Here is a 13,844-nt window from a genome sequence, read left to right as displayed (position 1 = left end):
CCACCCTTCCGAAGGAAAGACCCCCATCGTGACCGCATCGCGCGTACTCGTCCTCAACTCCGGCTCCTCGTCGGTGAAGTACCAGCTGCTCGACATGGCCGACCGGTCCCGGCTCGCCACCGGCCTGGTGGAGCGGATCGGCGAGGAGACCTCCCGGCTCGTGCACACCCCGCTGCCCGGGACCGGGGCCGCGGCCCGCGAGCAGGAGGGCCCGATCGCCGACCACGGGGCCGCGCTCAAGGCGGTGGCCGCGGAGCTGGCCGCCGACGGGCTGGGGCTGGACTCGCCGGAGCTGGCCGCGGTCGGGCACCGGGTGGTGCACGGCGGCACCCGGTTCACCGCGCCGACCGTGATCGACGACGAGGTGCTGGCGGAGATCCGCAACCTGGTGCCGCTGGCCCCCCTGCACAACCCGGCGAACATCACCGGCATCGAGGTGGCCCGGTCGCTGCGCCCCGACCTCCCGCAGGTGGCGGTCTTCGACACCGCCTTCCACGCGACGATGCCGGAGGCGGCGGCCCGCTACGCCATCGACGCGGAGACCGCGGACCGGTACGCGGTGCGCCGGTACGGGTTCCACGGCACCTCGCACGCGTACGTGTCCCGGGCCGCGGCCGCGCTGCTGGGCAAGGCCCCCGAGGAGGTCAACGTCATCGTGCTGCACCTGGGCAACGGGGCCTCGGCCTCGGCGGTCCGCGGGGGCGTGTGCGTGGACACCTCCATGGGCCTGACCCCGCTGGAGGGGCTGGTCATGGGCACCCGCTCGGGGGACCTGGACCCGGCCGTGGTCTTCCACCTGGCCCGGGTGGGCGGCATGTCGGTGGACGAGATCGACGCGCTGCTGAACAAGAAGAGCGGGCTGCTGGGCCTGTGCGGGGACAACGACATGCGGGAGATCCTGCGCCGGGCGGGCGAGGGCGACCACGCGGCGCAAGTGGCGTTCGACACGTACGTCCACCGGCTGAAGAAATACATCGGGGCCTACTCGGCGGTGCTCGGCCGGGTGGACGCGGTCGTGTTCACGGCCGGGGTCGGCGAGAACGCGGCGGCGGTGCGCCAAGCTGCGGTGGACGGGCTGGCCGAACTGGGCCTGGCACTCGACCTGGAGGCGAATGCGGTGCGGTCCGGCGAGCCCCGCCTGATCTCCGCGGAGTACGCCCGGGTGGCGGTGGCCGTGGTGCCGACGGACGAGGAGCTGGAAATCGCCACCCAGGTGCACGCGCTGGTTACCGGTTAGTCACTTGGACTTTCCGCCAGACGGAATATTCCGCTACGAAACAAACCCGATAGGATCCGCTTCATGCGCCGTTCCAAAATCGTCTGCACGCTGGGCCCCGCCGTCGACTCGTATGAGCAGCTGAAAGCGCTCATCGAGGCAGGCATGAACGTGGCCCGATTCAACTTCAGCCACGGGTCCCAGGCAGAACACCAGGAGCGGTACGACCGCGTCCGGAAGGCCTCGGCGGACACCGGGCGGGCGGTCGGCGTCCTCGCCGACCTCCAGGGCCCGAAGATCCGCCTGGAGACCTTCGCCGAGGGCCCGGTGGAGCTGGTCCGCGGTGACGAGTTCACCATCACCACCGAGGACGTCCCGGGCGACAAGTCCATCTGCGGCACCACCTACAAGGGGCTGCCGGGCGACGTCGCCAAGGGCGACCAGGTCCTGATCAACGACGGCAACGTCGAGCTGCGGGTCACCGAGGTGGACGGCCCGCGGGTCAGGACCATCGTCATCGAGGGCGGTGTCATCTCGGACCACAAGGGCATCAACCTGCCCGGCGCCGCGGTGAACGTCCCGGCCCTGTCCGAGAAGGACGTGGAGGACCTCCGGTTCGCCCTGCGGATGGGCTGCGACATGGTCGCGCTGTCCTTCGTCCGCGACGCCAACGACGTCAAGGACGTCCACCGGGTGATGGACGAGGTCGGGCGCCGCGTCCCGGTCATCGCCAAGGTCGAGAAGCCGCAGGCCGTCGAGAACATGGCCGACGTGGTCGCCGCCTTCGACGCGGTCATGGTGGCCCGTGGCGACCTGGCCGTCGAGTACCCGCTCGAGAAGGTCCCGATGGTGCAGAAGCGGCTCATCGAGATGTGCCGCCGCAACGCCAAGCCGGTGATCGTCGCGACCCAGATGATGGAGTCGATGATCACCAACTCCCGGCCGACCCGCGCCGAGGCCTCCGACGTGGCCAACGCCATCCTCGACGGCGCCGACGCGGTCATGCTCTCCGCCGAGTCCTCGGTGGGCGCCTACCCGATCGAGACCGTCAAGACGATGTCGAAGATCGTCGCCGCGGCCGAGGAGGAGCTGCTCTCCAAGGGCCTCCAGCCGCTGGTCCCGGGCAAGAAGCCGCGCACCCAGGGCGGCTCGGTCGCCCGCGCGGCCTGCGAGATCGCGGACTTCCTCGACGGCAAGGCCCTGGTCGCCTTCACCCAGTCCGGAGACACCGCCCGCCGCCTGTCGCGCTACCGCGCCACGCAGCCGATCGTCGCCTTCACCACCGACGTGAACACCCGCAACCAGCTGACCCTGAGCTGGGGCGTGGACTCGTACGTGGTCCCGCACGTGGACAACACCGACGCGATGGTGGACCTCGTGGACGCCGAGATGGTCAAGCTCGGCCGCTACAACGCCGGGGACACCATGATCATCACCGCCGGCTCGCCCCCCGGCGTGCCCGGCACCACCAACATGGTCCGGGTGCACCACCTGGGCGGCGCCACCGCCTGACGCGGGCCGGCCGCCGCACGGACGCTCTGCCGCACAGAGACCGAGGGCGGCACCCGGGTCCCTTTCGGGGGACCGGGGTGCCGCCCTCGGTGTGCTGCGCGTGCACCGCAGGAGGCGGGCGGGGCGCCGGCTAGTCGATCCAGTTCTTCAGGCCGGGGACGGTCAGCGTGCCGCCGAACTGGCCCGCCTGCTTCAGCTTCACGTTGGTGAAGAAGGCGAAGGGCACGTTCACCGGGGGCGGGGTGTCCGGGCTGAAGGTGATCGGGACGATGCCGAAGAGGTTGCCCTTCAGCTCGTCCGTGTACATCGTGACCGTCCCGTCGCGGAAGGTGGACGTGGAGCCGGGGCGGGCCTTGACGTGGGCGGTCACGCCGCTCTCGACGATCGTCTGGTGCAGGTCCTTGATGTCGATCGAGGAGGCGGTGAACTTCAGCACCTTCTTGATCTTGCCGCCGGCCGTCTTCACCTCGACGATGCCGTGGTAGTCCAGTCCGTAGAGGGTCAGCAGCGAGCTGTCGAGGTACCAGGGCTCGTCGGGCAGCAGCGGTACGCCCGTCTCCAGCTCGGCGTTGGCCAGGGCCTCCGGGTCGTGGGTCGGACAGGGGAACGGCTCCTTGCCGTCCTTGTCCTTGTCCTTGTCCGCGTCCTCGGCGGCCTTCTCCTCGTCCCCGGCGCCCGTCTCGTCCTTGGCCTTCTCCTTCGTCTTCCTGACGGACTCGGAGAGCTCCTCGACCCCGGCGCCGGCCTGCTTGGCCGCGTCCCGGATCGCCCGCTCGGTCGGGTCGGTCGGGTCGGCGGCGGGCTTGCGCTGCGCCGTGCCGGGCGCCTGCACGGCGGGCGGGGTGGCCGTCGGCGTCGGGTCCGGGGTGCGGTCGCGCAGCGGGCGGCCCAGCTCGTCGAGGATGTCCTTGACCTTGTCGCCGACGCCCAGCGGGTCGAGGGGGTCCACGACCGTCCGGGTCTCGGGCTTGGTTTCCGGCGTGGCCGGGGCACTGGTCCGCGACTCCGGGGAGGCGTCCGGCCCGGCGGACTTCGAGGCGGAGGGCGAGGCGCCCGGCACCGGGCCGGTGCTCGCTCCGGGGCTCGCGGTCGCGCTCGGCGAGGCCGAGGGCGCCGGCGTGGCCTCCGGGGACTTGGTCGGCGAGGGGGACTCGGACTCGACCGGCTCGTCGGAACGCGTCACGCACGGTCCGGGGGCGAAGGGTATGTCCTTGTCGTCGGCCAGGGCGAGCTTGGGCGCCATGCCCATCCCGACGAGCACCGCCGTGGGCATCGCCGCGAGGGCCATGGCCTTGCCGGCGGGTATCTGGATCTTCGTCAGCAGCGACTTCCTCGGCGCCGCGTGCCGCGGGCCCTTCCGTTCACGGGACTCTGCGCCAGGGGCCACCGCCCGCTGCGTCTCGTCACCCCGCACTGTTCCTCCCGCCATTGGCGTGGGCAGTCGTCTCGGGCGCATCGGGCTTCTGGAACGAGACGCCCTGCGCGTGCTCGTAGAAGCCGTCCTGCGGATCCGTTTCCGTGCGGGGGCCCGGGAACTCGCCGCCGGCCTGCGGGGCGAGCGCGTCCTCGGGACCGGCACCGGCCTCGGGTGCGTCCTCCTGCGGCACGCCCGGGGCCCAGGACAGCGCCAGGGCGCCGCCGAAGAGGGCGCACAGGAAGCCCATGAGGAAGCCGCCGAAGTTGGAGACCGGCAGGGACACCAGGGCCAGCAGGATCGCCGCGACGCCCGCGAAGATGCGGATGGCCTGCTGGAACCAGAGAGCGAGGCCCAGCGTCACCAGGAGCACACCGATGATGAGCGATCCGGCGCCCGCCGTGGTCGCCATGGCGATGGTGATGTTGCCCAGCCGCACGTCCGCGTAGGGGAAGTAGGCGATCGGAACACCGCCGAGCAGCGTGAACAACCCGGCCCAGAACGGCCGCTGACCGCGCCAGTCGCGGAACTTCATCCGCCCGTAGCGGAGCCAGTGCATGTCTTCGTGGGAACCCGGGGTCTCGGCGTTCATGGACTACAGCTCCCTGGAAACGGTGGTACGGAGAACTACGTGAAGTGCTGGTGCCCGGACGGGCGGACGGTCGGCAGGCGACGGCCCGCCCGTCCGGTCACTGGGTCAGCTCACGGCCCATGAGGCCTAGTAGCAGGGCTCGTTGCCCGCCACGAGCTGCAGGTTGAGGTTGCTCAGCTTGAACGTGCCGGCCGTGGTGGCCCAGGCGCGCTGCTTGACACCCTCGAGGACGGCCACCTCGGCGCGCTGCGAGAACGCGTAGGGGTTCTTGACCGTGCCCGGCTGCGGCTTGGTGGTGTGGCTCGCGTCGCCCACCGCGACACCGATGTCCAGGTTCTTGAACGTGGACACGCTGGTGTCGAGGTCCGCAACATCCAGGTAGATGTTGTCGGCGACAGCCGGGTCACCCTTGTGGCCCGCACGGAGCTTCATGGTGATGTTGCCGAGGCCGGGCACCGGGGTGACCAGCGACTGGCACATGTTCGTGATCTTGGCCTGCTTGAACCCGGAGATGGTGACCGGGTGCGCGGACTTGTTGCCCGCCAGGTCGTGACCCTCGGCGACACCGCCGTACTGGATCAGGTCGTAACCCTCGAGCTTGTCGGCCGTGACCTTGAAGTCCTGACCCGACACGCTGAACGACGCGGCCAGCGCGCCCTGCGCCAGACCGACGCCCACCGCAGCCGTCGCCGCGATGCTCGGCACCATGACGAGAGCGAAGCGCTTCCATCTGGTCCCGCCACGAACCTGGGAACTCATCTGTTTCCTCCTTCTCGGACGTACATCTCCGGTCCGGGCAGAGCCCGTCCTGGGATGGGAGAAGTGCTACGTCCTCGGAGGAGCGCAAGCGGCCGAGGCGGCGCGAACCGCGACAGGATCACCGGCGACCACCCCCGAGCGACAACCACTGGGCCGCGCTCGCGCACGGCCGGAGGACAGGCCCTGCCGACGGCAGAGACCCCCCTGTCCCGGACCGGTGCCGCCAGGCTCCGGTCCGCCCGGTGGGGACCCATCAATGCGATGGACCGAGCGTGGCCGATCGTGGTGCATTCACGGCCGGGGCACAAGGGGGGTCGTTACTGGCTAGTAACGGCCCGATAACCGCCGTGCGTCCGGACGGCCTCGGGCGGGTACGCAGGGTGGCAGCGCGGGCCGCGACAGAAGGGGACGCGCTTCGACAAACCGGGCAGATCCCGGGGTTCGATTTACTGCGAGTAACAGCGGCCGCGATTACCAAGTTTTGGTAAAGCGCGGCCGTTGTTTACCTCGGTGTCAACAGAACCGCGTACGCCGTGGCGTCACGCCGCTCCGCTGCGCACACGCCTCAGAAGAGCACGCGCGCGAGGGCCGTACGGGCCTTCCCGACCCGCGGGTCGTCGGCGCCGATGACCTCGAACAGCTCCAGCAGCCGCACGCGTACGGCGTCCCGCTCGGCACCCGCGGTGACGCGGACCGTGTCGATCAGGCGGCCGAAGGCGTCCTCCACGTGCCCGCCCGCGAGATCCAGGTCGGCCGCGGCGATCTGCGCCTGCGGGTCGTTCGGGTTCGCGGCCGCCGCGGCGCGCACGGCCTGCGGGTCCATGCCCTGCACCCGGGAGAGCAGCTCGGCCTGGGCCAGGCCCAGCTTCGCCTCGGAGTTGGCCGGGTCGTCGGCGAGCACGTTCTTGTACGCCTGGATCGCGCCGGCCAGGTCGCCCGCGTCGAGCGCGGCCACGGCCGCCTCCAGCAGGGCGTCGTACGGGCCGGCTGGAGCGGCGGTCCGCGCGGAGCCCGCGCCCTCGCCCGCGGCGGCCGGGTCCACGGCGATGCCGGTCAGCCCGAAGCGCTCCTCGGCGATCTGGACCAGCTGGGCCAGGGTCTCGCGGATCTGGGCCTCCGGCGCCGCGCCCTGGAAGAGCGGCAGGGCCTGGCCCGCCACCACCGCGAAGACCGCGGGAATGCCCTGGATGCCGAACTGCTGCATCAGCATCTGATTGGCGTCCACGTCGACCTTGGCCAGAACGAAGCGCCCGTTGGCCTCGACGGCCAGGCGCTCCAGCAGGGGGCCGAGCTGCTTGCAGGGCTCGCACCACTCGGCCCAGAAGTCGATGACGACCGGGACCTCGGCGGACCGCTGCAGCACATCGCGTTCGAAGCCGGCCTCGTCTACGTCGATGACCAGCGCGGACGGAGGTACGGCAGCGCTGCCGCCCTGGCGCGCGGCCTCGGCCCGCGCCTGCTCGGCCTTCGCCTTGGCCTCGCCGGCCGCCTTCACAGCGGCGAGGTCGACAACGCCGCTCATGGACATGTTTCTGGGCTGCATGCGTACATCCTCCCCCCTGCGCGCGCGACCGCGAAAAGACCGGCCGAAAACGTCCGGTCCGAAGGCCGGTTGTGCAGTGCCGCCGGCCGTGGCCGGAGGGCACGAGCGTCGGCGCCGGGTCCCCACCTGGCGCCTGTGGTTGTCGCTCTTACGCTACGAGCCGTAGCGTAACTGCCCGCAGGCTCCGGCGCTGCGTGATGTGGGCCACAGGACGTATCCCTACCGACGGGTATGGTCACCGCCATGCATTCCAGACCACCCGCCCGCACAGGACGCCCCCGCAGCGCCGCCGCGGACGCCGCGATCCTGGCCGCGACCCGGGAGGCCCTGGTCGAGCTGGGCTGGTCCAAGCTGACGATGGGCGACGTGTCGGCCCGTGCGGGGGTCGCCAAGACCACCCTCTACCGCCGCTGGGCGGGCAAGAACGAGCTGGTCGTGGACGCCGTCGCGGAGCTCTTCGACGCGCTGGAGCTGCCCGACCGGGGCTCCCTGGAGGCCGACATCGAGGGGGTGGTCCTCCAGTTCGCCGAGCTGCTGCGGCGCCCGGAGGCCCGTACCGCCCTGATGGCGGTGGTGGCCGAGTCCACCGGGGACGAGGCCCTGCGCGACCGGATCCGGTCGGCGATCGTGGACCGGCAGAAGCACCTGGTGGTGCTGGGCCGGCAGCGGGCGCAGGCCCGCGGGGAGCTGCCGTACGAGCAGGACGCGGGCCTCGCCGGGCACACCACCGACCTGATCTTCGACGTGATCGCGGGGACCGTGGTGCACCGGGCGCTGGTCAGCTCCGAGCCGGTGGACGGGCTGTGGGTGTCCTCGTTCACCGCCCTGCTCATGCACGGACTGAAGGGCGCCGCGCAGCTGTGAGCTGCGCGGCGCCCCGGTGGCACGGCGGCCGCGGGCGCCCGCCCGCGGCCCGGAAGCCGGCGGACGGGAGCCCGGGGGCCGGAAGCCCGGGGGGCTAGAAGCCCGGGGCTAGAAGCCCGGGGGCTCCGTGTAGGTGCCCCATTCGTCCCGCAGCGTGTTGCAGATCTCGCCGAGCGTGGCCTCGGCCCGTACCGCGTCCAGCATCGCGGGGATCATGTTCGATCCGTCGCGGGCCGCGGCGAGCATCGCGTCCAGCGAGGCCTTCACCTTGGCGTCGTCGCGGCGGCCCTTGCGCTCGCCGAGGGCGCGCACCTGCTCCCACTCGACCTCGTGGCTGACCCGCAGGATCTCCAGGTCGCCGGTGACGGAGCCGTGGTGCACGTTGACGCCGACGACCCGCTTCTCGCCCTTCTCCAGGGCCTGCTGGTAGCGGAAGGCCGACTCGGCGATCTCGCCGGTGAACCAGCCGTCCTCGATGCCGCGCAGGATGCCCGAGGTGATCGGGCCGATGGGGTGCCTGCCGTCGGGGTGGGCGCGCAGGCCGCGCTCCTTGATCTGGTCGAAGATCTTCTCGGCGTCGGCCTCGATCCGGTCCGTGAGCTGCTCCACGTACCAGGAACCGCCCAGCGGGTCGGCCACGTTGGCCACCCCGGTCTCCTCCATGATCACCTGCTGGGTGCGCAGCGCGATCTCGGCGGCCTGCTCGCTGGGGAGGGCGAGGGTCTCGTCGAGGGCGTTGGTGTGCAGGGAGTTGGTGCCGCCGAGGATCGCGGAGAGGGCCTCGACGGCGGTGCGCACCACGTTGTTGTACGGCTGCTGGGCCGTCAGGGAGACACCGGCGGTCTGGGTGTGGAACCGCAGCCACATGGCCTTGTCGGTCTTCGCCCCGTAGACCTCCTTCATCCAGCGGGCCCAGATCCGGCGGGCGGCGCGGAACTTCGCGATCTCCTCGAAGAAGTCGAGGTGGGCGTCGAAGAAGAAGGACAGGCCGGGCGCGAAGACGTCCACGTCCAGGCCGCGGGAGAGGCCGAGCTCCACGTAGCCGAAGCCGTCGGCGAGGGTGTACGCGAGCTCCTGCGCGGCCGTGGCCCCGGCCTCGCGGATGTGGTAGCCGGAGACCGAGAGCGGCTTGTACGCGGGGATGCCCTGCGCGCAGTACTCCATCAGGTCGCCGATGAGGCGCAGGTGCGGCTCCGGCTCGAAGAGCCACTCCTTCTGCGCGATGTACTCCTTGAAGATGTCCGTCTGCAGGGTGCCGTTGAGCACCGCCGGGTCCACCCCCTGGCGTTCGGCGGCGACCAGGTACATGCAGAAGGCGGGCACCGCCGGACCGCTGATGGTCATGGAGGTGGTGACGTCGCCGAGCGGGATGTCCTTGAAGAGGACCTCCATGTCGGCGGCCGAGTCGATGGCCACGCCGCAGTGGCCCACCTCGCCCAGGGAGCGCGGGTCGTCGGAGTCGCGGCCCATGAGGGTGGGCATGTCGAAGGCGACGGAGAGCCCGCCGCCGCCGGCGGCCAGGATCATCTTGTAGCGCTCGTTCGTCTGCTCGGCGTTGCCGAAGCCGGCGAACTGGCGGATGGTCCAGGTCCGGCCGCGGTAGCCCGTGGGGTGCAGACCGCGGGTGTACGGGTACTCGCCCGGCCAGCCGATGCGCTCGAAGCCCTCGTAGGTGTCGCCCGGCCGCGGCCCGTACACGGGCTCCACGGTGTCGCCGGAAAGGGTGGTGAAGTCGGCGTCCCGCTTGCGGGCCCGGTCGTAACGGGCCTGCCAGCGGAGGCGGCCCTGCTCGATGGCGTCAGCGTCCATGGCTTCGAATTTACTAGGACGTCCTAGTAAATGTCGATGGCGGATCCCGGAGAGTCGCCGGAAGGCCCCGGCGGGCTCGCCGTGCGGCCTTGATCGGGACGTGCCTACGCTGGGAGGCGTCTTTGTCCTCGGGGCACTCGGGGTGCGAGGAGGTTCCCGTGAGGTACTCGAGCATCCGGCTGCGCAGGACCTGGGCCGGCGCCGTGACGGCCGGGCTGATCGCCGTACCGCTGGCCCCGGGGCTCGCGCACGGGGACGACGGGCGGCCGCCCGGTCCCCGCGCCGCGGCCGCGGCCGCCGTGGAGCCCGGGGACTTCGCCGACCTCGGCGACCCGGAGGTGGTGCAGCGGCTGGACACGGCCGTCGCCGAAGCGCTGCGCAAGGCCGGGGTGCCGGGCGCGATCGTGGGCGTCTGGCGGCCCGGCGGCGACCAGACGTACGTGAAGACCTTCGGGGTGGCCGACAAGGCCGAGAAGACCCCGATGACGCCGGACATGTACAGCCGCATCGGCAGCGTGACGAAGACGTTCACGGTCACCGCGGTACTGGAGCTGGTCGACCGGGGGAAGGTGGACCTGGACGCGCCGATCGGCACGTACATCTCCGAGCTGTCGAACGGCACCAAGGTGCCCAACGCCGACAGGGTGACGGTCCGCCAGCTCGCCGAGATGCGCAGCGGCCTGGTCAGCTACACCACGGAGGACGCGTTCGTCCGCGACCTGCTGTCCGACCCCGCGAAGCCGTACACGCCGGACGAGCTGCTGGACTACGCCTTCAGGAGCGACAAGCCGGTGGGCTTCGAGCCCGGCGCCCGGTTCGAGTACTCGAACACCAACCTGGTCCTGCTCGGCCTGCTGATCGAGAGGATCACCGGGCAGGACGCGGGCGACTACATCACCGAGAACGTGATCCGGAAGGCCGGCCTGAAGAACACGATCTTCCCGACCGACGCCGCCTTCCCCTCCCCGCACCCGCAGGGCTACACGAACCAGACCCTGTCGGGCAAGGAGGCGAACGCGACGGACTGGAACCCGTCCTGGGGCTGGACCGCCGGCGCGATGATCTCCAAGTTGGAGGACCTGCGGACGTGGGCGACCGTGATCGCCACCGGGCGCACCCCCGACGGCACGGAGCTGGTCTCCGAGCCCACCCAGCTGCAGCGCCTGAAGACCCTCCCGACGGGCATCGAGGGCGCCGGTTACGGGCTGGGCCTGTTCAACGTGCGGGGCTGGGTCGGGCACAACGGCTCGCTGCCCGGCTACGAGGACCTGGTGATGCACCTGCCGGACGCGGACGCCACGATGGTGGTCATCCTGAACACGGACATCACGGTGGACGGGCACGAGCCGAGCACCCTGATCGGCCAGGCGATCACGCAGGTCGTCTCGCCGGACAACGTCTACTTCCTGAAGAAGCCGGTGACCCCCGGCAAGCCGACCCCGTCGGCGTCGTAGCCGGCGGGGCGCCCGCCCCCGCCGCGGCGGGGGCCGGTCAGGCCTTGGCCACGGCGGGCTCGGCGTCGGCGAGCAGCGGCTCGACCTCGGCGCGGACCTTCTTCTCGACGAAGAACGCGGCGAGCGGGATGGTGCCGCTCACCATGACCCACAGCAGCTTCCCGAAGGGCCACTTGGCCTTGGAGCCGAGGTCGAACGCGAAGACCAGGTAGATCATGAAGAGGACGCCGTGGACCTGGGAGACCACGAAGGTCAGGTCGGCGCCCTTGTCGAAGCCGTACTTGAAAATCATGCACGTGCAGAGCACGAGCAGCATGACGGCGGTGGCGAAGGCCATCACCCGGTACCTGGTCAGCACGCTCTTCTTCATGCCCACGAGCGTAGCCGCCCGATATGGCCGATCTTGACCGGGGCCACCCCCGCGGGCGGGGGGGCTGGGGCCCGGGGCCGGGCTACTTCTCCTCGAAGTCGGCGGCCGCCACGCGCAGGGGGCGCAGCAGGGCGAAGATCTCCGCGCACTCCTCCGCGTCGTAGACGCCCAGCCCGAAGTCCATGGCCATCAGGTCCTTCGTGGCCGCCTCGACCACCTCGCGGCCCTTGTCGGTGATCGTCGCGAGGGTGCCCCGGCCGTCGTTGGGGTTGGGGCGCTTGGCGACCAGGCCCGACTTCACGAGCCGGTCCACGGTGTTGGTGACGGAGGTCGGGTGCACCATCAGGCGCTCGCCGATCTTCGACATCGGCAGCTCGCCGGCCTTCGAGAAGGTGAGCAGCACCAGGGCCTCGTAGCGGGCGAAGGTGAGCCCGTACGGCTTCACGACCGCGTCCACCTCGGCCAGCAGGATCTGGTGGGCCCGCATGATCGAGGTGATCGCCGCCATCGCGGGGGACGCACCCCAGCGCTGCTGCCACAGCTCCTCGGCGCGGGCGATGGGATCGAAGGGAAGGCTGAGCGGTTTGGACACCCGGCGACCCTACCGCCCGGGAACATCGCGGTTCAGCCCCGTCTCGGCTTTCGGTCACCTGCGGTCGCCCGCAGTTCACCGAGGAGTACGAGGACGCAGAGCGTGCCCAGGGCGGCGGCGCCGGCGGAGACCAGGTGCGGGGGAACGGCCTCGGCGGCCAGCCCGGCCAGGGCCATGCCGGCCCCCTGGAGGGTCATCATCCCGGTGCTGAGCAGGGTCATCGCCCGTCCCCGCAGCTCCTCCGGGACCGCGTCCACGTACCAGCGGTCCAGGCCGATGGTGTACGCGTGCGCCAGCCCGGCGAGGAAGAGGAGCAGGACGAGCGGGGCCGCGGAGGGGCGCAGTGCGAACCCGAGCAGCGGGAGCAGTCCGGCGGCGGCGCACGGGTACACGATCCGGGCCCGGGCGGCCGGGCCCAGCACCGAGCCGGCCCACAGCTCCCCGGCGATCGTGCCGGCGGGCAGGGCGCACATCAGCAGGCCGAGGGCGGCGGTCCCGGCGCCGATGCCGTCGGCGTACGGGGCCATGAGCGCCTCGGGCGCGGCGGCGAAGGCGGGCGGCACCCAGAAGAGCAGGGTCAGGGCGCGCAGCCGGCGGTTCCCGAACACCGCGCGGAACCCGGACAGCGGGCCCGGGCGGGGCCCGGCGGCGGCCCGGGCCGGCCGGCGCCGGGTGCCGAAGCGCAGCAGCAGGGCCGAGCCGAGGAAGGCGGCGGCGGTCAGGGCGAGGGCCCCGCGGGCCGGGACCACGACGAGCAGCAGCCCGCCCAGCCCGAAGCCGGCGAGCTGGGCGCTCTGCGCGACCATCCGCAGCAGGGACCGGCCGAGGACGAGCGCTTCGCCGGTGCCGAGGACGTCGGGGAGCGAGGCGTTGCGGGCGCCCTGGAAGAGGGGCGCGACGAAGGCCATGGCGCAGCGCAGGGCGAGCAGCGCGGCCACGGGCACGGCGGGCAGCACCATCAGGGCCGCGCAGCCGGCGCAGACGAGGTCGCAGGCGACGAGGATCCGGCGGACCGGGTACCGGTCGGCGAGCCCGGCGAGGAGGGTGCCGCCGAGCAGGTACGGGAGGAAGCCGAGCGCGAAGGTGAGGGCGCTCAGGAGGGGGGAGCCGGTGAGGCGGTAGACGAGGACGGTGAGCGAGATCTCGGCGACGACGAGGCCGAGGAGGGAGACGAGGTGGGCCGCGAAGACGGCCCGGAACTCTTTTGCGTGCAGCGCGGCACGGAACCCGCGCGCGGGCACCGCTTCGATGGCATCCATGCCCCGACCCTGACCGGCCGCCCCGCCCGAGACGACACATTCGCCCCACCCCGAATCCGACCCCCGCGCTTTTCGGCCCCACCGGGGCACGCCCCTCGCGGGGCGCATTCCCACCCCGCGGGGCACGCTCCAGCCCCGCCGGGCACGCTCCAGCTTGGCGGGGCAACCTCCAGCCTCGCGGGGCACGCTTCCAGCCTCGCCGGCGTTTGAGGCGCGGGGTCTGGGGCGGAGCCCCGGGCTTTTCGGCCCCGCCGGGCACGCTCCAGCCTCGCAGGGCAACCTCCAGCTTGACGGGGCACATTCCAGCCTCGCCGGCGTTTGAGGCGCGGGGTCTGGGGCGGAGCCCCGGGCTTTTCGGCCCCGCCGGGCCCATTCCAGCCCCGCCGGGCACATTTCAGCCTCGCCGGCGTTTGAGGCGCGGGGTCTGGGGCGGAGCCCAGCTCGGAAGAGCAAACGTCTG

The 13,844-nt window shown here is 71.7% G+C and carries 12 protein-coding genes; 4 read left to right on the top strand and 8 right to left on the bottom strand.

Annotated features, from left to right (window positions below):
- The first annotated feature begins 28 nt into the window (after nt 1-28).
- Together ACZ407_RS24850 and pyk are read left to right on the top strand one after the other, a co-directional pair.
- Nucleotides 29-1,237 (top strand): acetate kinase, encoded by a 1,209-nt coding sequence (locus tag ACZ407_RS24850; protein ID WP_468131813.1) that lies wholly within the window; start codon nt 29-31, stop codon nt 1,235-1,237.
- A gap of 63 nt (nt 1,238-1,300) precedes the next feature.
- Nucleotides 1,301-2,728: a pyruvate kinase gene (gene pyk / locus ACZ407_RS24845; protein WP_468131811.1), complete on the top strand. Its 1,428-nt coding sequence runs from the start codon at nt 1,301-1,303 to the stop codon at nt 2,726-2,728.
- A 130-nt stretch (nt 2,729-2,858) separates the two neighbouring features.
- On the opposite strand, the gene ACZ407_RS24840 is transcribed toward pyk, so the two are convergent.
- The 4 genes from ACZ407_RS24840 to ACZ407_RS24825 all read right to left on the bottom strand — a co-directional run bounded on the left by ACZ407_RS24840 (nt 2,859) and on the right by ACZ407_RS24825 (nt 7,036).
- Nucleotides 2,859-4,142: a hypothetical protein gene (locus tag ACZ407_RS24840; protein WP_468131809.1), complete on the bottom strand. Its 1,284-nt coding sequence runs from the start codon at nt 4,140-4,142 to the stop codon at nt 2,859-2,861.
- Nucleotides 4,132-4,734 (bottom strand): DUF6114 domain-containing protein, encoded by a 603-nt coding sequence (locus tag ACZ407_RS24835; protein ID WP_468131807.1) that lies wholly within the window; start codon nt 4,732-4,734, stop codon nt 4,132-4,134. Before ACZ407_RS24835 ends, ACZ407_RS24840 begins: the two co-directional genes overlap by 11 nt.
- A 126-nt stretch (nt 4,735-4,860) precedes the next feature.
- Nucleotides 4,861-5,493 carry a DUF6230 family protein gene (locus tag ACZ407_RS24830; RefSeq protein WP_468131805.1) on the bottom strand — a complete coding sequence of 211 codons (633 nt, stop codon included), beginning with the start codon at nt 5,491-5,493 and terminating at the stop codon, nt 4,861-4,863.
- A gap of 565 nt (nt 5,494-6,058) precedes the next feature.
- Nucleotides 6,059-7,036 (bottom strand): tetratricopeptide repeat protein, encoded by a 978-nt coding sequence (locus tag ACZ407_RS24825; RefSeq protein WP_468131803.1) that lies wholly within the window; start codon nt 7,034-7,036, stop codon nt 6,059-6,061.
- Between the two features lie 243 nt (nt 7,037-7,279).
- Between ACZ407_RS24825 and ACZ407_RS24820 the strand changes: the two genes are divergently transcribed.
- Nucleotides 7,280-7,900, top strand: a complete 621-nt coding sequence (locus ACZ407_RS24820; protein WP_468131801.1) for a TetR/AcrR family transcriptional regulator — start codon at nt 7,280-7,282, stop codon at nt 7,898-7,900.
- A gap of 108 nt (nt 7,901-8,008) precedes the next feature.
- On the opposite strand, the gene ACZ407_RS24815 is transcribed toward ACZ407_RS24820, so the two are convergent.
- The gene (locus tag ACZ407_RS24815) at nt 8,009-9,709 is read right to left on the bottom strand and encodes an acyl-CoA mutase large subunit family protein (protein ID WP_468131799.1); all 1,701 of its coding nucleotides are present in this window, start codon (nt 9,707-9,709) and stop codon (nt 8,009-8,011) included.
- A 158-nt stretch (nt 9,710-9,867) separates the two neighbouring features.
- On the opposite strand from ACZ407_RS24815, the gene ACZ407_RS24810 reads away from it, so the two are divergent.
- On the top strand, nt 9,868-11,163 hold the full coding sequence (locus tag ACZ407_RS24810) for a serine hydrolase domain-containing protein (RefSeq protein ID WP_468131797.1): 1,296 nt from the start codon (nt 9,868-9,870) through the stop codon (nt 11,161-11,163).
- 37 nt (nt 11,164-11,200) lie between these two features.
- Here ACZ407_RS24810 and ACZ407_RS24805 read toward each other — a convergent pair whose 3' ends face one another.
- The 3 genes from ACZ407_RS24805 to ACZ407_RS24795 form a co-directional block, all read right to left on the bottom strand.
- On the bottom strand, nt 11,201-11,533 hold the full coding sequence (locus tag ACZ407_RS24805; protein WP_468131795.1) for a DUF3817 domain-containing protein: 333 nt from the start codon (nt 11,531-11,533) through the stop codon (nt 11,201-11,203).
- An 82-nt stretch (nt 11,534-11,615) separates the two neighbouring features.
- Complete coding sequence (locus ACZ407_RS24800; protein WP_468131793.1) at nt 11,616-12,125, bottom strand: MarR family winged helix-turn-helix transcriptional regulator; 510 nt, start codon at nt 12,123-12,125, stop codon at nt 11,616-11,618.
- Between the two features lie 32 nt (nt 12,126-12,157).
- On the bottom strand, nt 12,158-13,384 hold the full coding sequence (locus tag ACZ407_RS24795) for an MFS transporter (protein WP_468131791.1): 1,227 nt from the start codon (nt 13,382-13,384) through the stop codon (nt 12,158-12,160).
- Nucleotides 13,385-13,844: the final 460 nt, after the last annotated feature.

The sequence above is a fragment of the Streptomyces sp. NPDC030809 genome (assembly GCF_055572195.1).
This window is presented reverse-complemented; position numbering and strand designations above follow the sequence as displayed.

Bases quoted from the DNA above. Each gene is read 5' to 3' on its own strand.
- pyk (WP_468131811.1), top strand. From the start codon at position 1,301: ATGCGCCGTTCCAAAATCGTCTGCACGCTGGGCCCCGCCGTCGACTCG.
- ACZ407_RS24835 (WP_468131807.1), bottom strand. From the start codon at position 4,734: ATGAACGCCGAGACCCCGGGTTCCCACGAAGACATGCACTGGCTCCGC.
- ACZ407_RS24830 (WP_468131805.1), bottom strand. From the start codon at position 5,493: ATGAGTTCCCAGGTTCGTGGCGGGACCAGATGGAAGCGCTTCGCTCTC.
- ACZ407_RS24825 (WP_468131803.1), bottom strand. From the start codon at position 7,036: ATGCAGCCCAGAAACATGTCCATGAGCGGCGTTGTCGACCTCGCCGCT.
- ACZ407_RS24820 (WP_468131801.1), top strand. From the start codon at position 7,280: ATGCATTCCAGACCACCCGCCCGCACAGGACGCCCCCGCAGCGCCGCC.
- ACZ407_RS24815 (WP_468131799.1), bottom strand. From the start codon at position 9,709: ATGGACGCTGACGCCATCGAGCAGGGCCGCCTCCGCTGGCAGGCCCGT.
- ACZ407_RS24805 (WP_468131795.1), bottom strand. From the start codon at position 11,533: ATGAAGAAGAGCGTGCTGACCAGGTACCGGGTGATGGCCTTCGCCACC.
- ACZ407_RS24795 (WP_468131791.1), bottom strand. From the start codon at position 13,384: ATGGATGCCATCGAAGCGGTGCCCGCGCGCGGGTTCCGTGCCGCGCTG.